The 17,943-nt window shown below is 59.9% G+C and carries 15 protein-coding genes and 1 riboswitch; of the genes, 7 read left to right on the top strand and 8 right to left on the bottom strand.

What is annotated here, in order from left to right; all coding sequences use genetic code 11:
- The first annotated feature begins 261 nt into the window (after positions 1 to 261).
- Entirely contained in the window at positions 262 to 1,431 is a 1,170-nt protein-coding gene (locus ACSFE6_RS22895) for an MFS transporter (protein WP_435429711.1), read from the top strand.
- 3 nt (positions 1,432 to 1,434) lie between these two features.
- Here the strand turns inward: ACSFE6_RS22895 and ACSFE6_RS22890 are convergent, their stop codons facing one another.
- Positions 1,435 to 2,319, bottom strand: coding sequence for a formate/nitrite transporter family protein (locus tag ACSFE6_RS22890; RefSeq protein WP_435429710.1), 885 nt, complete (start codon positions 2,317 to 2,319; stop codon positions 1,435 to 1,437).
- Between the two features lie 166 nt (positions 2,320 to 2,485).
- Complete coding sequence (locus tag ACSFE6_RS22885) at positions 2,486 to 2,890, bottom strand: acyl-CoA thioesterase (protein WP_046039304.1); 405 nt, start codon at positions 2,888 to 2,890, stop codon at positions 2,486 to 2,488.
- Positions 2,891 to 3,088: 198 nt separating this feature from the next.
- Positions 3,089 to 3,191, top strand: a riboswitch (S-adenosyl-L-homocysteine riboswitch).
- Positions 3,192 to 3,213: 22 nt separating this feature from the next.
- On the opposite strand from ACSFE6_RS22885, the gene ahcY reads away from it, so the two are divergent.
- The 4 genes from ahcY to ACSFE6_RS22865 all read left to right on the top strand — a co-directional run bounded on the left by ahcY (position 3,214) and on the right by ACSFE6_RS22865 (position 8,774).
- Positions 3,214 to 4,623: an adenosylhomocysteinase gene (gene ahcY, locus ACSFE6_RS22880; RefSeq protein ID WP_435429709.1), complete on the top strand. Its 1,410-nt coding sequence runs from the start codon at positions 3,214 to 3,216 to the stop codon at positions 4,621 to 4,623.
- A gap of 189 nt (positions 4,624 to 4,812) precedes the next feature.
- On the top strand, positions 4,813 to 5,658 hold the full coding sequence (gene metF, locus ACSFE6_RS22875) for a methylenetetrahydrofolate reductase [NAD(P)H] (RefSeq protein WP_435429708.1): 846 nt from the start codon (positions 4,813 to 4,815) through the stop codon (positions 5,656 to 5,658).
- A 215-nt stretch (positions 5,659 to 5,873) separates the two neighbouring features.
- Positions 5,874 to 6,689, top strand: a complete 816-nt coding sequence (locus ACSFE6_RS22870; RefSeq protein WP_435429707.1) for a substrate-binding periplasmic protein — start codon at positions 5,874 to 5,876, stop codon at positions 6,687 to 6,689.
- Positions 6,690 to 6,911: 222 nt separating this feature from the next.
- Complete coding sequence (locus tag ACSFE6_RS22865; protein WP_435429706.1) at positions 6,912 to 8,774, top strand: DEAD/DEAH box helicase; 1,863 nt, start codon at positions 6,912 to 6,914, stop codon at positions 8,772 to 8,774.
- 250 nt (positions 8,775 to 9,024) lie between these two features.
- Here ACSFE6_RS22865 and ACSFE6_RS22860 read toward each other — a convergent pair whose 3' ends face one another.
- The 3 genes from ACSFE6_RS22860 to ACSFE6_RS22850 form a co-directional block, all read right to left on the bottom strand.
- A complete protein-coding gene (locus ACSFE6_RS22860) occupies positions 9,025 to 9,612 on the bottom strand; it encodes a YceI family protein (protein WP_435429705.1) in 588 nt (195 codons plus the stop codon).
- A 32-nt stretch (positions 9,613 to 9,644) separates the two neighbouring features.
- Positions 9,645 to 10,196: a cytochrome b gene (locus tag ACSFE6_RS22855; RefSeq protein ID WP_435429704.1), complete on the bottom strand. Its 552-nt coding sequence runs from the start codon at positions 10,194 to 10,196 to the stop codon at positions 9,645 to 9,647.
- A 753-nt stretch (positions 10,197 to 10,949) separates the two neighbouring features.
- Positions 10,950 to 12,707, bottom strand: a complete 1,758-nt coding sequence (locus ACSFE6_RS22850) for an FAD-dependent oxidoreductase (RefSeq protein ID WP_435429703.1) — start codon at positions 12,705 to 12,707, stop codon at positions 10,950 to 10,952.
- Positions 12,708 to 12,928: 221 nt separating this feature from the next.
- On the opposite strand from ACSFE6_RS22850, the gene ACSFE6_RS22845 reads away from it, so the two are divergent.
- Positions 12,929 to 14,335: an adenosylmethionine--8-amino-7-oxononanoate transaminase gene (locus ACSFE6_RS22845; RefSeq protein WP_435429702.1), complete on the top strand. Its 1,407-nt coding sequence runs from the start codon at positions 12,929 to 12,931 to the stop codon at positions 14,333 to 14,335.
- A gap of 143 nt (positions 14,336 to 14,478) precedes the next feature.
- Positions 14,479 to 15,198, top strand: a complete 720-nt coding sequence (locus tag ACSFE6_RS22840; RefSeq protein WP_435429701.1) for a 16S rRNA (uracil(1498)-N(3))-methyltransferase — start codon at positions 14,479 to 14,481, stop codon at positions 15,196 to 15,198.
- Between the two features lie 93 nt (positions 15,199 to 15,291).
- On the opposite strand, the gene ACSFE6_RS22835 is transcribed toward ACSFE6_RS22840, so the two are convergent.
- Genes ACSFE6_RS22835 through ACSFE6_RS22825 form a run of 3 tightly spaced genes read right to left on the bottom strand, consistent with a single transcriptional unit; the run spans position 15,292 to position 17,843 of the window.
- Positions 15,292 to 16,194, bottom strand: a complete 903-nt coding sequence (locus ACSFE6_RS22835) for a transporter substrate-binding domain-containing protein (protein WP_435429700.1) — start codon at positions 16,192 to 16,194, stop codon at positions 15,292 to 15,294.
- Positions 16,195 to 16,225: 31 nt separating this feature from the next.
- Complete coding sequence (locus ACSFE6_RS22830; protein ID WP_435429699.1) at positions 16,226 to 16,576, bottom strand: RidA family protein; 351 nt, start codon at positions 16,574 to 16,576, stop codon at positions 16,226 to 16,228.
- 25 nt (positions 16,577 to 16,601) lie between these two features.
- On the bottom strand, positions 16,602 to 17,843 hold the full coding sequence (locus ACSFE6_RS22825) for a D-amino acid dehydrogenase (protein WP_435429698.1): 1,242 nt from the start codon (positions 17,841 to 17,843) through the stop codon (positions 16,602 to 16,604).
- Between the last annotated feature and the right edge of the window lie 100 nt (positions 17,844 to 17,943).

Here is a 17,943-nt window from a genome sequence, read left to right as displayed (position 1 = left end):
GTGATGGCTAGAGTCCTGATCGCCTGCGCGGGGCATACACACCAACACCCCCCCCCCCCCCCCCCCCCCCCCCTCCTACAGGGGGTAGAGAATTGATTCGCGATGTGTCAGCAGCTGTTTATACTGCAACCGACCACGCCGCACTCAGTTGCGCACAGACTAATTCCAATAAAATCTGCCTTTGGCCGCTCTCATTGAGAAAGGTCGTTGGCATGCGTATGCCTGATCACAGCGTCAAGACTACCGACAGAGACCTTGCGCATGCCACTCGCCTTGCTTGCCCTTGCTGTTGCCGCGTTCGGCATCGGCACCACTGAATTCGTCATCATGGGCCTGCTGCCCGATGTTGCCCGCGATCTCGCGGTGAGCATTCCCCATGCCGGCCTGCTGATCACCGGTTACGCTCTGGGTGTAGTGTTCGGCGCACCGATCCTCGCGGTCGGCACCGCCAACATGCCGCGCAAAGCCACGCTGCTGGGCATGACGCTGATGTTCATCCTCGGCAACATGCTCTGCGCCTTGGCACCGAACTACGCCACGCTGATGGCCGCCCGGGTGATTACGGCACTGTGTCACGGTGCGTTTTTCGGTATCGGCTCGGTGGTGGCTGCCGGATTGGTGGCACCGAACAAACGGGCCCAGGCGATCGCCATGATGTTCACCGGGCTGACCCTGGCCAACGTATTGGGTGTGCCACTGGGTACCGCGCTCGGACAATACGCCGGCTGGCGCTCGACGTTCTGGGCGGTGTCGGTGATCGGTGTCGTCGCCGCCATTGCCCAATGGGCCTGGCTGCCGAAAAACATTGCGATGGACAAGGCCAACCTCGCCAGCGAATTCAAGGTACTGGGCAAGACCAACGTGCTACTGGCGCTGGGCATGAGCGTACTGGCCTCGACCAGCCTGTTCAGCGTGTTCACCTACATCGCGCCGATCCTGCAAGACATCACCGGCGTCAGCCCCCATGGCGTGACGATCATGTTGCTGTTATTCGGCGTGGGTTTGACGGCGGGCAGCATGCTCGGTGGTCGCCTGGCGGACAGCCGCTTGCTGCCTTCACTGGTCGGCATGGCGTTGGCCGTGGTGCTGGTATTGGCCGCCTTCAGCCAGACCAGCCACTCAGTTGTCCCGGCCGCGGTTACCCTGGTGCTGTGGGGGATTTTTGCTTTCGCCCTGTGCCCGATCCTGCAATTGCTGATCATCGATCAGGCCCACGAAGCGCCGAACCTGGGCTCAACCCTGAATCAGAGCGCGTTCAATCTTGGCAACGCGGCCGGCGCCTGGATTGGCGGTCTGGTGGTGGCCAGCGGCGCGGATCTGGCGGACTTGCCGTGGACCGGCGCACTGGTCAGTGGTCTGACGGTGCTGACCGCGCGGTTCTTCATCTATCTTCAGCGTCGGGGCACGGCTGCGGTTAACGTGCCGGGCTGACGACTATTTGACCTTCCGCGGATCGGGCTCCTCGGTCTGATCCGCTGTGTTTCTTGGCGGCCCGCTTTCACTGCGAATCTGCGCATGACTGATTAGCGCAAAGATAAAACTGCCACCGATGATGTTCCCCACCAGCGTGGGCCCGGCGAACACCAGCCAAAAGTCCTTCCACGGCAGTTCGCCGGCAAACACCAGGTACGAGACTTCCAGCGAGCCGACTACGATGTGGGTGAAATCCCCCAGCGCCATGAAATAGGTGATGAGGATGATGATCCACATCTTGGCGCTCTCCATGGATGGGATCATCCAGACCATGGTGGCGATCATCCAGCCGGAAATAATGCCTTTGGCGAACATCTGGCTAGGGTGGTTTTCCATGACCTTGCTACCGATGTCGAGGAAGGCCACGTCGGTCTTGCTGTCGAAAATCGGCAGCTCCAGCATTACATAGGCCACCAGCAAGGTACCGCACAGGTTGCCGAACAACACCACCGACCACAACCGGAGCAACCGACCGAAATTGCCCAACGTCGGTTTGCTCATGATCGGCAGCACGGCGGTCAGGGTATTTTCGGTGAACAGTTGCTGACGGGCGAGAATCACCGCGAGAAATCCGGCGCAGTAGCCGAAACTGGCGATCACCTTGAAACCTTCGCCGTCCGGCAGACGGGAATTGAGCAAGCCCATCCCCATCAAGGACAAGCCCATGGTCAAGCCAGCGGCCAGGGCCGACCACCACAGCGCAGCGATGCTGCGCTCCAGTTCCTGGTCGCCCTGGAGGCGGATGATTTCATGCAAAACCGCCGCGCGGGGTGGCTGGCTTTTCTCGACTTCGTGCTTTTCCTTGGGCGAGAGGTCGGGGGTCTTACCGTCGTTTGGCGAGTTCATGGCGCGTGCAACCGGTGGCAGGTCATTTAGTTACGACCCGCGGGGATCACAGCTGTTCAGTAGCCTGATAAATCTCCATTGCTAGATTCGCGAGCAGGCTCGCTCCCACAAGGGATTGCGGTTAAATGTGGGAGCGAGCCTGCTCGCGAAAGGGGCGCCACAGCTCTCACTGACCGGCGTCATCATCCTTGAACTGGTCCTTGACGTACTTGATCTCGGTCCGGCCGTGCGGGGCAGGCAAACCGTCCTCGCCGAGGTTGACGAAGACCATTTTCTCCACGGTCAGGATGCTCTTGCGGGTAATTTTATTGCGCACTTCGCAGGTCAGAGTGATCGAGGTACGACCAAACTCGGTGGCCGTGATGCCCAGTTCGATGATGTCGCCCTGGCGCGAGGCGCTGACGAAGTTGATTTCGGAAATGTACTTGGTGACGACACGCTGGTTACCCAACTGGACGATGGCATAAATCGCCGCTTCTTCGTCGATCCATCGCAGAAGACTGCCACCGAACAGCGTACCGTTGGGGTTCAGGTCTTCGGGCTTGACCCATTTGCGGGTGTGGAAATTCATGTTCACTCCTGAGCGTCTTGCCGAATGATGGGCGGTATCTTGGCAGACCCCGGGCCAGAGCTCTATTCGGCATCTTCTATAGCCACTATTACCGTTCGCGCATTGACCGACAGAAACCCTTTGGAAGATCAGCATAGACGGCTATAATCGCCCCCGTTTCAAAACGGTAACCTGTACTTGCTACCGTTTTCCCGCCACCTGTCCGAGGGGCGCTGCAGCAGGCTAGACCTGTCAGGCTCGGATGGGGCGTTGCCAGGCCTTGATCGGTCCGGCACTAAACGCACAACGGCGCCCATTCGCATACATTACGAATGGAGGCTCTTATGAGCGCTGTTATCACGCCTGCAGATTTTAACGATTACAAAGTCGCCGACATGTCCCTGGCTGCCTGGGGCCGTCGCGAAACCATCATCGCCGAATCCGAAATGCCGGCCCTGATGGGTCTGCGCCGCAAGTATTCCGAAGAGCAACCGCTCAAGGGTGCGAAAATCCTCGGCTGCATCCACATGACCATTCAGACTGCCGTGCTGATCGAAACCCTGGTTGCCCTGGGTGCCGAAGTACGCTGGTCGTCCTGCAACATTTTCTCGACTCAAGACCAGGCCGCTGCGTCCATCGCCGCTGCCGGCATCCCTGTTTTCGCCTGGAAAGGTGAAACCGAAGAAGAGTACGAGTGGTGCCTGGAGCAAACCATCCTCAAGGATGGCCAGCCTTGGGATGCCAACATGATCCTCGACGATGGCGGCGACCTGACCGAGCTGCTGCACAAGAAGTACCCACAGGTACTGGATCGCGTTCACGGCGTGACCGAAGAAACCACCACTGGCGTTCACCGCCTGCTGGACATGCTGGCCAAGGGCGAGCTGAAGATCCCGGCCATCAACGTCAACGACTCGGTGACCAAGAGCAAGAACGACAACAAGTACGGCTGCCGTCACAGCCTGAACGATGCCATCAAGCGCGGTACCGACCACCTGCTGTCCGGCAAGCAAGCGCTGGTCATCGGTTACGGTGACGTGGGCAAGGGCTCCGCTCAGTCCCTGCGTCAGGAAGGCATGATCGTCAAGGTCTCCGAAGTCGACCCGATCTGCGCCATGCAAGCCTGCATGGACGGCTTCGAAGTGGTTTCGCCGTTCATCGACGGGATCAACAACGGCACCGAAGCGAGCATCGACAAGGCGCTGCTGGGCAAGATCGACCTGATCGTGACCACCACCGGTAACGTCAATGTTTGCGATGCAAACATGCTCAAAGCCCTGAAGAAGCGCGCTGTTGTCTGCAACATCGGCCACTTCGACAATGAAATCGACACCGCTTTCATGCGCAAGAACTGGGCATGGGAAGAAGTGAAGCCACAGGTTCACAAGATCCACCGTACCGGTGCTGGCAGCTTCGATCCGCAGAATGACGACTACCTGATCCTGCTGGCCGAAGGCCGTCTGGTTAACCTGGGTAACGCCACTGGCCACCCAAGCCGCATCATGGACGGTTCGTTCGCCAACCAGGTGCTGGCGCAGATCTTCCTGTTCGGCCAGAAGTACGCCGACCTGTCGCCAGCCCAGAAAGCCGAGCGCCTGACCGTTGAAGTACTGCCGAAGAAACTCGACGAAGAAGTGGCCCTGGAAATGGTCCGCGGTTTCGGCGGCGTTGTGACCCAACTGACCAAGACCCAGGCCGACTACATCGGCGTGACCGTTGAAGGTCCGTTCAAGCCGCACGCTTATCGCTACTAAGAGCAGCTGCAAGCTTTAAGCTTCAAGCGGCAAGCAAGTGCCAAAAGCCGACCTTGCCGCGCGAAGCCGATCGCTTTGACCCAATTTGCCAAAACAGTTTCAGGCAGCAGGCTTCAGGCACAAGAGACAAGCGCACCTCCGCGTCTCTTGCAGCTTGCAGCTTGAGGCTTGTAGCTGGAGGTCTCCTCCATGTCCCAAGATCGTCGCTACAGTTTCGAGTTCTTCCCTACGAAGACCGACGCTGGGCATGAAAAGCTGATCGCCACTGCCCGTCAGCTGGCCACGTACAATCCCGATTTCTTTTCCTGCACCTACGGCGCTGGCGGTTCGACCCGTGATCGCACCCTCAACACCGTGCTGCAGCTCGAAAGCGAAGTCAAAATCCCTGCCGCACCGCATCTGTCTTGCGTCGGTGACAGCAAGGACGACTTGCGCGGCCTGCTGAGCCAGTACAAGGCCGCCGGCATCAACCGTATCGTCGCTCTGCGCGGTGACCTGCCATCGGGCATGGGCATGGCCAGCGGCGAATTGCGCCATGCCAATGACCTGGTTGAATTCATTCGTGAAGAGACCGGCAACCATTTCCACATCGAAGTCGCCGCCTACCCGGAAATGCATCCGCAAGCGCGCAACTTCGAAGACGATATCGCCAACTTCGTGCGAAAGGCCAAAGCCGGCGCCGACAGCGCGATCACTCAGTACTTCTTCAACGCCGACAGCTACTTCTACTTTGTCGATCGTGTGCGGGCGCTGGGCGTGAACATTCCGATCGTGCCAGGCATCATGCCGATCACCAACTACAGCAAACTGGCACGCTTCTCCGACGCCTGCGGCGCGGAAATCCCCCGCTGGATCCGCAAGCAACTGGAAGCGTACGGCGACGATACCCAAAGCATTCAGCGTTTCGGCGAGCAAGTCATCACCGAAATGTGCGAACGCTTGCTGCAAGGTGGCGCACCAGGGCTGCACTTCTACACACTGAATCAGGCTGAAGCGAGCCTGGCGGTGTGGAACAACCTGAAGTTGCCGCGTTGAAACAGCGACAAGCGACAAGCTGAAAGCTACAAGCAAGATCAAGAGATAACAGCTGTTGGCATCTCCCACGGAAGTTCCCCTTTTCAATGTAGGAGCTGCCGCAGGCTGCGATCTTTTACTTTTCAGCGCACTCTTTTTGTGCAGCAATCCCCGGAGTTAGAGCATCTGCAGCCAGTTTCTGGCTCTTTCCCGTTTCTCGTCGTAATCTCAAGCCCATGCCTTTGATCACGCAGTTAATCGCCGTGTTTGTCTTCACTTGCCTGAGCTTCGCTGCTCGGGGCGAGAAGTTGCGCATTGTCACGGAACCGTGGGCGCCTTATGTCTACGAAGAGAACGGTAAATCCCTCGGGCTGGACTACGAAACCACGGCGATTGTCTTCAAGCGCCTGGGTATTGAGGTGGAGTGGCAGTTCCTGCCATGGAAACGCTGCCTGTCGATGCTCGAATCGGGTCAGGCCGATGGCGCGCTGGATATTTTCCACAGCGACGAACGCGACGCGACACTGCTCTACCCCAGCGAACCGCTCTCGGAAGTCCAGTTCGTGATGTTCTATGCCAACGAGCGACCGCACCCCTTCCGTACCCTCGACGAACTGCGCGGCCTGACCATCGGCACCTCACCGGGCTACCTGTACAGCCAGGATTTCCGGGAGTCGACGCTGTTCAACCGCGAACCGGCACCGAGCCATGAAGCCAACTTCGGCAAACTGGTGCGCGGACGGATTGACCTGCTGATTACCGACCGCCGGGTAGGCCAGCATTTGCTCGATGAGCTGAACATCCGCGACAAGATTACCGAAAACCCGACCGTGATCAGCCAGCAGAGCCAGTTTCTCGCAGTACGCCGCAATGCTGGCATGGATCTGCTGGTGCAGCGCTTCGGCGCCGAACTCAAGCGCTTCAAGCGCGAACCGGCCTACGCGGAACTGAGCGCCCGTTACGGTGCCGCCCCGGCAAGTTCGACGAATGCCACGAGTGTCACCGCCACCCGTACAAAAACCGTTGAGCAGCAGGAAAGCGGCGCGCAGTGATTGCTCTGTTATACTCCGGCCTTCCCGCCAGGCTCACGCCCGGACGCTCGGAATCGTTCAAGGCACCTCGACTCCGCTACAGCGCAGCTTTTCAGCCCGCGCGAGCGCTCCAGACGAGCTTTCGAAACCCAGCAGGACCGGACGGGATTGCGTCCTCTTAAACGCCATTCGCGCCAGGCAAGACTCCCATTGGGCCCAGCCCTAACTAAAACAGGATTACTCATGTCCTTTGCTTCCCTCGGTCTCTCCGAGGCTTTGGTCCGCGCCATCGAAGATGCGGGCTATACCGAGCCTACTCCGGTGCAACAGCGGGCCATTCCCGCCGTGTTGCAAGGTCGCGACCTGATGGTCGCGGCGCAGACAGGTACTGGTAAAACCGGCGGTTTCGCCCTTCCAATTCTGGAACGGTTGTTCCCCAACGGTCATCCGGACAAATCCCAGCGTCACGGCCCGCGCCAACCGCGCGTACTGGTCCTGACCCCTACTCGCGAGCTCGCGGCGCAAGTACACGAAAGCTTCAAGGTCTATGCCCGTGACCTGAAGTTCGTCAGCGCCTGCATCTTCGGCGGTGTTGGTATGAACCCTCAGGTTCAGGCCATGTCCCGTGGCGTAGACGTGTTGGTGGCCTGCCCTGGCCGCTTGCTCGACCTCGCCGGCCAAGGCAGCGTCGACCTGTCCCACGTGGAAATCCTCGTGCTGGACGAAGCCGACCGCATGCTCGACATGGGCTTCGTCCATGACGTGAAGAAAGTCCTGGCCCGCCTGCCGGCCAAACGGCAGAACCTGCTGTTCTCGGCAACGTTCTCCAAGGACATCACCGACCTCGCCGGCAAGCTGCTGCACAACCCGGAACGTATCGAAGTCACGCCGCCGAACACCACGGTCGAGCGTATCGAACAGCGTGTGTTCCGCCTGCCTGCCAGCCACAAGCGTGCATTGCTGGCTCACTTGATCACCGCTGGCGCCTGGGAACAGGTGCTGGTGTTCACCCGCACCAAGCATGGCGCCAACCGCCTGGCCGAATACCTGGACAAGCATGGCCTGAGCGCCGTTGCGATTCACGGCAACAAGAGCCAGAACGCCCGCACCAAGGCCCTGGCCGACTTCAAGGCCGGCACCGTGCGCATCCTGGTCGCCACTGACATCGCCGCGCGCGGCCTCGACATCGACCAATTGCCGCATGTAGTCAACTTCGAACTGCCGAACGTCGATGAAGACTATGTGCACCGCATCGGTCGTACCGGCCGTGCCGGTCGTTCCGGCGAGGCCATTTCGCTGGTGGCACCGGACGAAGAAAAACTGCTGAAAAGCATCGAACGCATGACCAAGCAGAAAATCGCCGATGGCGACCTGATGGGCTTCGATGCCAGCGCCGTGGAAGCTGAAAAACCGGAAGTTCGTGAACGTCCGGACATGCGCAACCCGCGTAACGCCCGTGGCCCACGCGGCGACGGCCCGAACGGCGGCGGTGGCGGTCGTAAAGACAAGGGCAAGGACAAGGGCAAGGAAAAACCTGGCTCTGGCGAGAAAACCGAACGCGGTGAGCGTCCTGCCCGCCAGCAGAAGCCACGCGAAGGCAGCCGTGAACAGCGTCAACCAAGCCAGCCGCCACGCGCCGCTGCTGATCGTGCGCCGGACGAGTTCCTGGACGACGATATCGATAACTTCGGTAACCGCGTCGACTACGTGCCGAAGCAAACCCCGGCTCCGGGTCGTGGTCGCCGCCCAGGTGCACCAGGCCAGGGCACCGGTTCGGGCGCTCCACGGGGCGGCAAGCCACAGGGTCGCCAGAGCGGTCCGCGCAACAGCGATGGCACCACCACCGGCACGCCTGCGGGCAAACGCAGTGGTCCGCGCAGCGGTGGTTCACGTGATGGCCAGGCCCGTCGCGAAGACTCGCGCAATCGCCGCCCTGCCCGTGACGACCAGTCCCGCGCCGAGCCGGCCGTACAGAACCCGCGCAGCGGTCCGAAGATCATGCACAAGGAGTCGAAAGTCGACCGCTTCCCGACACCTGAGCAACTGGATCAACTGCCAAGCCGTCCTCGTGGTGAAAAACCGGCATTGCTGACCCGCAATCGCTGATTTGTCGCAGAGATAAAAAATGCCCCGGATCGAAAGACCCGGGGCATTTTTTTGGCAATGAAGAACCCTGTAGGAGCGAGCCTGCTCGCGATGGCGGTGTATCAGTCACCATCAATGTCGACTGTAAGGCCCCCCATTGCGAGCAGGCTCGCTCCCACAGGTTTTTGTGTTGCCCGCAGTTTTTTTGTACAGCAATAAAAAACGCCCGCGCTCGTGAGAGCAGCGGGCGTTGTTTTGTCAGGCGCGAAAATTATTTCGCTTTCACACCTTCAAACGAGACGTACATTTCAACCGCATCGGACGATGGGCCCAGGTCCTTCTGCTTGCCGAAGTCGGAACGCTTGAGGTCGAAGGTACCCTCGAAACCAGCGCGGTAGCCGCCCCATGGATCCTTGCCTTCACCCAGGAAAGTGGCCTTGACCACGATCGGCTTGGTCACGCCCAGGATGGTCAGGTCACCGGCCACGTCGGCAGTGTCTTTACCATCGGCGTTTTTACCGGTTGGCTTGACGCTGGTGGACACGAAGGTTGCCTTGGTGCCGTTCAGGAAGTCTTTGCTGGAAATGTGCTTGTCACGTTCAGCGTTGTTGGTGAACACGCTGGCGGTGTTCACGTTGAACTCGATCTTGCTGGCTTCAGGCTTGGCAGCGTCGAAGCTGAACTTGCCGTCGATGTCCTTGAAAGTACCGGTGATGAAGCTGTAGCCCAGGTGGCTGATCTTGAAATCAACGAAGGCGTGCTGGCCTTCCTTGTCGACCACGTAATCAGCGGCCATTGCGTTACCGGCGGACAACAGCGCGGAACCGATTGCCAGAGCGGCCAGAGTCTTTTTCAACATGCTTTGTTTTCCTTTGGAGTCGAGGTTGAACGTCAGGCTTTGCGACCCAGCATTCGCTTGAGGGTCACATCGCGATCGATAAAGTGGTGCTTCAATGCTGCCAACGCATGGAGGCCGGAAAAAATTACCAGTACCCATGCCAGCCAGAGATGAATCACGCCAGCGGTATCTGCCTGGTCCGGTAGTCCGGACACCAGCGCAGGTACTTCAAACAGCCCAAACACCGGAATCCCGACACCTTCTGCGGTGGAAATCAGGTAACCGGCAATCATCACAGCGAACAGACTGAGATACAGGAAGCCATGGCCGAACTTGGCGCCCAGGCGCGTCATGCGGCTATAGCTGGACAAGGTCGGTGGCGGCGGGCTGATAAAGCGCCACAACACCCGCAATACCATCACGCCGAGCAACACCAGGCCGATGCTCTTGTGCAGATCGGGCGCGTCTTTGCGCCAGGTGCTGTAGTAGTCGAGACCGACCATCCACAACCCCAGTGCGAACAGACCAAACACTGCCAATGCCACGCCCCAGTGCATGACGATGCTGACCAGACCATAGCGGGAAGTAGAGTTACGTAGCTGCATTGCCCAAATCCTGTGAGAACTGCGACCCAAGACTAAAGAGTTATCTATCGAATTAAAGCGGAAAAATTTGCTTTGAAACATCGAGAAATACGATCAAGAGTCTGAAATCGGTGGGTTAAGGCGAGATTAAAAGCCCAATGGCTGCAAAAGAATGTAGTCCAACCCGAGAACACCTCCACCCGAAGGTTTATTCGATTGGCGGTGGCGATTTTTCCTCAGTCACAAAAAGTGTGGCCGTCGCGTCCAAGGTTTTGCTGCGAGCTGCTGACGAAGTCTGCGTTCGGCTGCGCAGCAATCGTAAGTCCTGCGCATGCGATCTACCTGATAGACCGCAGAGTCTGAATTAACGACTGTTAGGCAGCGCCCTCTCTCTAGTTATGGAAGAGTGGAGGGGGCTGTAAACATTCATGGTAGTACGGGTCTATCCGGCATTTGTGGGCCAGTTCAGTGCCCTGATCTCGAGTTATTGGATGACCAGCCACACAGCCAGAAAGAGTGATCAATATCATTACTGCTACTAGCGTTTTCATACGCCCTCCTGTTTTTGAAGAGCATAAATTTCGAGTTCGAACGTTACTTATCGGTAGCTTCTGGTTGTTTTGTGGGAAGTGGCTGATAAATCACCAGCCTGTGTAGGACCGGAACCCTGGATTTCAACTCCAGTACTCAGTACACAAACCCGTAACGCCTCATACTGGATAAACGAGCAAAAAAAAACGCGGCCCTCAGGCCGCGCTTTTTTACGCCTGTACCTTACTGAGCCTTGGCCTCAGCGGTCGCCACAGGTTTAGCCGCTGGCTTCTTCGCCGTTTCGGCTTTTTTCACCGGAGCCTTGGCTGGCGCTTTCTTGGCCTCGGTCTTGGCTGCCGGTTTTGCAGCCGTTTTAGTCGGTGCCTTCTTGGCTGGTTCGGCCTTCACCGGGGCAGCAGGCTTCGGTGCTTCGACCGGAGCAGGTGCTGCTACCGGCGCCGGGGCTGGTGCAGGCGCTACAGCAACCGGCTCTGGTGCCTTGACCGGTTCCGGCTTCTTGTCGTCATCCGAGCCGCCGAACAGGTTGGTGAAGAAGTTGCCCTTCTTCGCCGCCACCGCGCCGGCCGCAGCCGCGGCTGCCACTGGAGCGGCCTTGGCCGGTTCAAACGACTTACCCGCTGCCAGGTCTTCAACCTGGCTGGCCGCCCGCTGACCGGTACGCAACGCGCCCTCCAGAGTGCCTGGGTACAAGGTGTCAGTATGCTCGCCGGCGAAGGCTACACGCTGAATCGGACGTTCCCACAAGCGCCAGAATTTGCTGATCTGGCCCGGGCCGAAGGCCAGGTAAGCGCCGCCCATCGAAGGGTCGGTGCTGTAGCGACGGATTTCATAGCCGGTGAACGAGCCGCGCGCTTGTGGATAAAACGCGTGCAGGCGAATCAGCACCTGGTCGGCCATCTGCTTGTCGCCGAAGGCCTGCATCACCCGGGCGTTGTCGCCGGACAGGTTGATCACCACGTTGGCGCCGCCCTTCAGGGCTGGCTCGACCCACAACATGCCCAGGCCGGTGTTGCTGTAGATTTCACCGGACATCCGCGCCTTGCTTTCCCACACGGGTGTCTTGAATTTCAGCATGATCTGGTCGCGCCAGCCGTAGTTGGTGCCCTTGATCGCGGCCAGGTGCTGGGCATCCAGCGCAGGGGTCATCTGGATCTTGTTCAGGGCGCGCAATGGCACGGCGAGCACCACATAGTCAGCCTTGTAATCGTTGCTGCCGGCCTTGACGGTGACGCCATCCTTATCCTGGGAGATATACGAGACCGGGGAACTGGTCTTGATGGTTTTCAGCTGCTTGACGAAAGCCTGGGCCAGCACCGGGCTGCCACCGACCAGTCGCGAAGCGCGCAGGTCACGGTCGGAGACGTTACGGTAAACACTGCTCTGCTGGGCGTAATACAGCAGCGACAGACGCGAAGGCTCGTCGTAGCGGGTACGGATCTGCTGATTGACCAACTGGCGTGCAGTGGCCGGCAGGTTCTGCTTGTCGAGCCAGCTGGATACGTTGATCTGGTCCAGCGCGTGCAGGGTGTTGTTGGCTGCCGGGTTTTGCGGGTCATCGATCGAGCGCGCCAGGTCGTCGAGGGTTTTCTCGTAGCGCTTGAGCGCTTCGGCGGTGGCCGGTTCCTTGGTGGCCAGATCGGCAGCGGTGTAATACACGCCGTCGATCAGGTAGCCCGGGGTCCGCACGAACTCCGGCGCTGGCGTGGTGCTCAGTTTGAAGGTCGATACGTACTTGTTCAGGACCGGTTGGACCTTGTCGTTGCCGATCCACTCGCTGGTGGCCATGCCGGAACGACCGCCCAGGCTCGACTTGGCTTCCAGCAGCGTGACCTGCCAGCCCTTGTTCTGCAACTCGTAAGCCGCCGTGAGGCCCGCGACCCCACCCCCGACCACGATCGCGGTTTTATCCTTGGCCAGCGCAGACACGCTGAACAGCCCCAACATCACCAGCGCACAGGCGCGCAGCCATCCGACAGACATTCAGCGAACTCCGGAAATACACGAAAAATTAGCGGTTTTGCGGGCCAGGCGACCCAAGAACCGCGAAGGATACGTCAGCCTTCGAACGCCCGCCAGCAGCGTCTATCGCCCTATTCAAAGTAGCTCAATCGACACAATGGGTTGTCCCCGTGCGATGCATTGCATAGGCTTGCGCGATTGTATGTCCGCGCACGTCACGGACCGCCTCGAGGAGAGTGAAAATGGGCCTGAACAAACAGTGGATGGAACGCGATCTTGCGGTGTTGTGGCATCCCTGCACCCAGATGAAAGATCACGAACAACTGCCGCTGATCCCGATCAAGCGCGGTGAGGGCGTCTGGCTGGAAGACTTCGAAGGCAAGCGCTACCTCGATGCGGTCAGTTCCTGGTGGGTCAACGTGTTCGGTCACGCCAACCCGCGGATCAACCAGCGCATCAAGGATCAGGTCGATCAGCTGGAGCACGTGATTCTCGCCGGTTTCAGCCATCAACCGGTGATCGAGCTGTCCGAGCGTCTGGTCAAGATGACGCCCGAAGGGCTGACCCGGTGCTTCTACGCCGATAACGGTTCGTCCTGCATCGAAGTCGCGTTGAAAATGAGCTTTCACTACTGGCTCAACCGCGGCCAGCCGAACAAGAAGCGCTTCGTTACCCTGACCAACAGCTACCACGGCGAAACCATGGCGGCGATGTCGGTGGGCGACGTGCCGCTGTTCACCGAAACCTATAAAGCCCTGCTGATGGACACCCTCAAGGTGCCGAGCCCGGATTGCTACCTGCGTCCAGAGGGCATGAGCTGGGAAGAACATTCGCGCAACATGTTCGCCGCCATGGAGCAGACCCTGGCCGAGCACCACGATACGGTCGCGGCGGTGATCGTCGAGCCGCTGATCCAGGGTGCCGGCGGCATGCGCATGTACCACCCGGTGTACCTCAAGTTGCTGCGCGAGGCCTGCGACCGCTACGGCGTGCACCTGATTCACGATGAAATCGCCGTCGGCTTCGGTCGTACCGGGACGATGTTCGCCTGCGAACAGGCCGGCATCCGCCCGGACTTCCTCTGCCTGTCCAAGGCCCTGACCGGCGGTTACCTGCCACTGGCGGCGTGCATGACCACCGACGAGGTCTACAGCGCTTTCTACGACGATTACCCGACCCTGCGCGCCTTCCTGCACTCCCACAGCTACACCGGCAACCCGCTGGCCTGCGCAGCGGCATTGGCGACGCTGGACATCTTCGAAGAAGACAACGTCATCGAGAACAACAAAGCCCTCGCCGCGCGCATGGCCTCCTCCACCGCCCATCTGGCCGATCACCCGAATGTCTCGGAAGTGCGTCAGACCGGCATGGTGCTGGCCATCGAGATGGTCAAGGACAAGGCCACCAAGGAAGCCTATCCGTGGCAGGAGCGCCGTGGCCTGAAAGTCTTCCAGCACGCGCTGGAGCGCGGTGCCCTGCTTCGGCCGTTGGGTAGCGTGGTGTATTTCCTGCCGCCGTATGTGGTCACTCCGGAGCAGATCGACTTTCTGGCCGAGGTAGCCAGCGAAGGCATCGACATCGCCACCCGCGACAGCGTAAGCGTGGCGGTGCCGAAGGATTTCCATCCGGGCTTCCGTGATCCGGGCTGATTGATTCCACCTGAGATTCTGTGGTGTCTGGACTGCTGCTATCGCTGGCAAGCCAGCTCCCACAGTGACCGCATAAGCCTGTGGGAGCTGGCTTGCCAGCGATGGCGGCACCGAAACCTACACATGAATTACAGAGACCCCGTATGAGACTGTCCCGCTTCTTCATCGACGCCCCCCTGAGCACCGGCGAGCACGAATTGCCTGAAGCCCAGGCCCACTACATCGGCCGCGTGCTGCGCATGGCCGAGGGTGATGCGTTGCAGCTGTTCGACGGCTCCGGCCATGAGTTTCGCGGCACGCTGGTGGAAGTCGGCAAGAAGCGCGTCGTGGTACAGATCGATGAGCAGTTCGCCGGCCAGGTGGAATCGCCGTTGCAGGTTCATCTCGGCCAGGGCCTGTCCCGTGGCGAGCGTATGGACTGGGCAATTCAGAAAGCCACCGAGCTGGGCGTCAGCGAAATCACCCCGATTTTCAGCGAGCGCTGTGAAGTCCGGCTCAAGGACGAACGCGCCGACAAGCGCCTGCTGCACTGGCGCCAGGTGGCGATCAGTGCCTGCGAGCAGTGCGGGCGTTCACGGGTGCCGGTGATTCATCCGCCCGTACTGTTGGCCGACTGGCTGAAACACACCCAGGCCGAATTGAAACTGGTGCTGCACCCGGTGGCCGAGCCGCTGGTCAGTCATGCCAAGCCTTCGACTTTGGCGTTCCTGATCGGCCCGGAAGGTGGGTTGTCGGATGCTGAAGTCGATCAGGCCAAGGGGGCTGGTTTTCATGCTGCGCGCCTTGGGCCGCGAGTGTTGCGCACAGAGACTGCACCGGTGGTGGCATTGGCGGTGGCCCAGCAGCTTTGGGGTGATTTCTAGGGCCCTTTCGCGAGCAGGCTCGCTCCCACAGTGGAATGCATTTCAAATGTGGGGGCGAGCCTGCTCGCGAATGGCCGCGACACGGCTTGGACCTTATTGCACCGGGTCACTCACCGGTTTGGCGATGATCGCCTTGAGTTCGCTGGTCATCGGGAACTCAAGGTTCAAACCTTTAGGCGGGATCGGCTGTTCAAACCAGCGCTGGTAGATGCCGTTGATCTCACCTGAGCTGTACAGGTCACCAAGCGCACCGTTGACCAGCGCCAGGAACTGCGGATCGTCCTTGCGCACCATGCAGCTATAGATTTCCCGAGACTGCTCTTCCCCGACCACTACCCATTTGTGCGGATCACGGGCCTTGGCGCGCTCGCCATAGAGCAGCGCGTCGTCCATGTAAAACGCTGCGGCCCTGCCCGATTGCAGCATCTGGAAGGCTTCGCCGTGGTCCTTGGCGCTGATCACGAACATGTCGATCTTGTTGTCGACGTTGTAGCTCTTCAGGAAGCGCTCATTGGTGGTGCCGGCGGTGGTCACCACGTTCTTGCCGCGCAAGTCGGCAAAGCTCTTGATGCCGCTGTCCTTGGCAGTCAGCAACTGGCCTTTGACGTAGATGAAACCGTAAGAGAACGCCACCTGCTTCTGCCGCTCGGCGGTTACGCCCGTGGAGCCGCACTCCAGATCCACGGTGCCGTTCTGCACCAGCGGAATACGGGTTTGCGAGGTCACCAGGTTGTACTTCACCTTGAGGTCAGGCAATGCCAGCTGTTGCTGGATGCGCTCGACAATCTTGCCTGCCAGGTCCACCGAATAGCCCATCGGTTTGCCGCTTTGATCGCCCACGTAAGAGAACGGCACCGACGCATCGCGGTAGCCCAACGTGATGGTCTTGGCATTGGCGATCTTGCCAAGGGTGCCGGTCAGGGGCGCTTCGTTAGCCTGGACCTGACTGCCAAGCAACAGCCCCAGGGCGCAGCCGAGCAACGTGATTTTTTGCATTGTTATTCTCCGTTGTGGGTGTTGGGTTGTTTCAGATACGTGCAGCGATGACGGTGATCTCCACCAGCACCTGCGGGCGGGCCAGTTCGGCCTGCACCGTGGTACGGCTCGGTGCCTGCCCCGGCGATAGCCAGGCCGACCAGACCTCGTTCATCGCGGCAAAATCCTCGGTGATGTTCTTCAGGTAAATGGTCGCGCTGAGCAGGTGGTCCTTATCGCTGCCAGCCTCGGCCAGCAACGCGTCGATTTTCGCCAGCACTTCGCGGGTCTGCCCGCCGGCATCCACGGCATCGCCCGGCACCTGGCCGGAGAGAAACACCAGGTCGCCAAAGGTCACGGCGCCAGATAGACGCGGGTTGGTGTGCAGTCGGGTAATGGTCATTGCAATGTCCTTTTCGAAATGGAATTCACGCGGCGCGGTGATTGAAACCGTTCAGGTCAATGGACGGTTGGCGCTGGCCAATCAGCTCGCTGAGCAACTGCCCACTGCCACAGGCCAGGGTAAACCCCAGCGCGCCATGGCCAAGATTGAGCCACAGATTGCGATAAGCCGTGGCACCGAGCAGTGGCACGCCGCTCGGGGTGGCCGGGCGCATGCCGGCCCACTCTACGGCAGCGTCGTAGTCGCCGGCATTTGGGAAGGTGTCGTGGGCCTGGCGTTTGATCAGGGCCAGACGCTCCGGATCGATCGCCGGGTCGAAACCGACGATGTCGACCATTGCCGCCACCCGCAGCTGTTCGCCGATGCGGGCGTAAACGATCTTGCGGTCGTAATCGGTGATGCTCACGTCCGGCGCCCGGTGTCCGCTGCCGATGGGCACGGTCAAGCTATAGCCCTTCAGCGGATACAGCGGCAGATGCAAGCCGGGCAATGCCAGCAGCGGACTGCGGTGGCCGGCGGCGATGACCAATTGATCGACTGCCAGCATTTCCCCGCCCAGTTCGATGGCGTTGACGCTGCCGTTGGCATGGCGAATCCCGGTCACCGCTTGCCCCAGACGGAATTCGCAACGACCGGATGCCTTCAGCCGCGTAGCCAAGTGCTGACAGAACCGATGGCAATCGCCAACTTCTTCATCCGGGGTATAGATCGCGCCGACAAAGGGTGCATCGGCCAGGGCCGGCTCCAGATCCGCACATTCGGCCGCCGAGAGCACCTGCTGCTGTTGCGGATCGGCGAGTTTTTTACACGCATGCGCAAAGCTTGCAGGGTTACGGAACGTCACCAGTTTGCCATTGCGTCGCCAATGGAATCCGGCCAGTCCATCGTCTTCGCGCCAGCGCTTCAATGTGCTTTGGCTGAACAGCGCAAGACGCAACAGGTGCGCCGCGTTTTCACGGTTGACCGAGCTGCGACACGCGGCCAGGAAGGAAGCCATCCAGCGCCACTGCACCGGGTCCAGCCGTGGGCGCAGCTTCAAGGGCGAATCGCCGCGCAGCATCCAGCCGATGGCTTGCAGCGGCACGCCGGCGTCAGCCAGCGGTGCAACGTAGCGATAGGACAGCTGGCCACCGTTGGCGAAACTGGTTTCGCTGCCCAGCGAGTCCCGGGCTTCGACCACCGTCACCTCGAAGCCGTCGCGCACCAGCGCATAGGCCGTTGCCAGGCCAATCACGCCGCCGCCAATGATGCACACACGCTGAGCCATGTCCGTCCTTAAAGCCGTTGTGAAGACAGGGCCGAGGTTAGAGCCAGGTGACAGGTCGCGAACAATGAATAAAGATGCCAATCCCATAAACAAAGGTTAT

It is taken from the genome of Pseudomonas baetica (assembly GCF_051216495.1).
Taxonomy (GTDB): Bacteria; Pseudomonadota; Gammaproteobacteria; order Pseudomonadales; family Pseudomonadaceae; genus Aquipseudomonas; species Aquipseudomonas baetica_B.
This window is presented reverse-complemented; position numbering and strand designations above follow the sequence as displayed.

Excerpts from the sequence above, each read along its gene's own strand:
- ACSFE6_RS22845 (WP_435429702.1), top strand. The coding sequence starts at position 12,929 with ATGGGCCTGAACAAACAGTGGATGGAACGCGATCTTGCGGTGTTGTGG.
- metF (WP_435429708.1), top strand. The coding sequence starts at position 4,813 with ATGTCCCAAGATCGTCGCTACAGTTTCGAGTTCTTCCCTACGAAGACC.
- ACSFE6_RS22865 (WP_435429706.1), top strand. The coding sequence starts at position 6,912 with ATGTCCTTTGCTTCCCTCGGTCTCTCCGAGGCTTTGGTCCGCGCCATC.
- ACSFE6_RS22890 (WP_435429710.1), bottom strand. The coding sequence starts at position 2,319 with ATGAACTCGCCAAACGACGGTAAGACCCCCGACCTCTCGCCCAAGGAA.
- ACSFE6_RS22825 (WP_435429698.1), bottom strand. The coding sequence starts at position 17,843 with ATGGCTCAGCGTGTGTGCATCATTGGCGGCGGCGTGATTGGCCTGGCA.
- ACSFE6_RS22830 (WP_435429699.1), bottom strand. The coding sequence starts at position 16,576 with ATGACCATTACCCGACTGCACACCAACCCGCGTCTATCTGGCGCCGTG.
- ahcY (WP_435429709.1), top strand. The coding sequence starts at position 3,214 with ATGAGCGCTGTTATCACGCCTGCAGATTTTAACGATTACAAAGTCGCC.
- ACSFE6_RS22835 (WP_435429700.1), bottom strand. The coding sequence starts at position 16,194 with ATGCAAAAAATCACGTTGCTCGGCTGCGCCCTGGGGCTGTTGCTTGGC.
- ACSFE6_RS22855 (WP_435429704.1), bottom strand. The coding sequence starts at position 10,196 with ATGCAGCTACGTAACTCTACTTCCCGCTATGGTCTGGTCAGCATCGTC.
- ACSFE6_RS22895 (WP_435429711.1), top strand. The coding sequence starts at position 262 with ATGCCACTCGCCTTGCTTGCCCTTGCTGTTGCCGCGTTCGGCATCGGC.
- ACSFE6_RS22860 (WP_435429705.1), bottom strand. The coding sequence starts at position 9,612 with ATGTTGAAAAAGACTCTGGCCGCTCTGGCAATCGGTTCCGCGCTGTTG.
- ACSFE6_RS22870 (WP_435429707.1), top strand. The coding sequence starts at position 5,874 with ATGCCTTTGATCACGCAGTTAATCGCCGTGTTTGTCTTCACTTGCCTG.
- ACSFE6_RS22840 (WP_435429701.1), top strand. The coding sequence starts at position 14,479 with ATGAGACTGTCCCGCTTCTTCATCGACGCCCCCCTGAGCACCGGCGAG.
- ACSFE6_RS22850 (WP_435429703.1), bottom strand. The coding sequence starts at position 12,707 with ATGTCTGTCGGATGGCTGCGCGCCTGTGCGCTGGTGATGTTGGGGCTG.
- ACSFE6_RS22885 (WP_046039304.1), bottom strand. The coding sequence starts at position 2,890 with ATGAATTTCCACACCCGCAAATGGGTCAAGCCCGAAGACCTGAACCCC.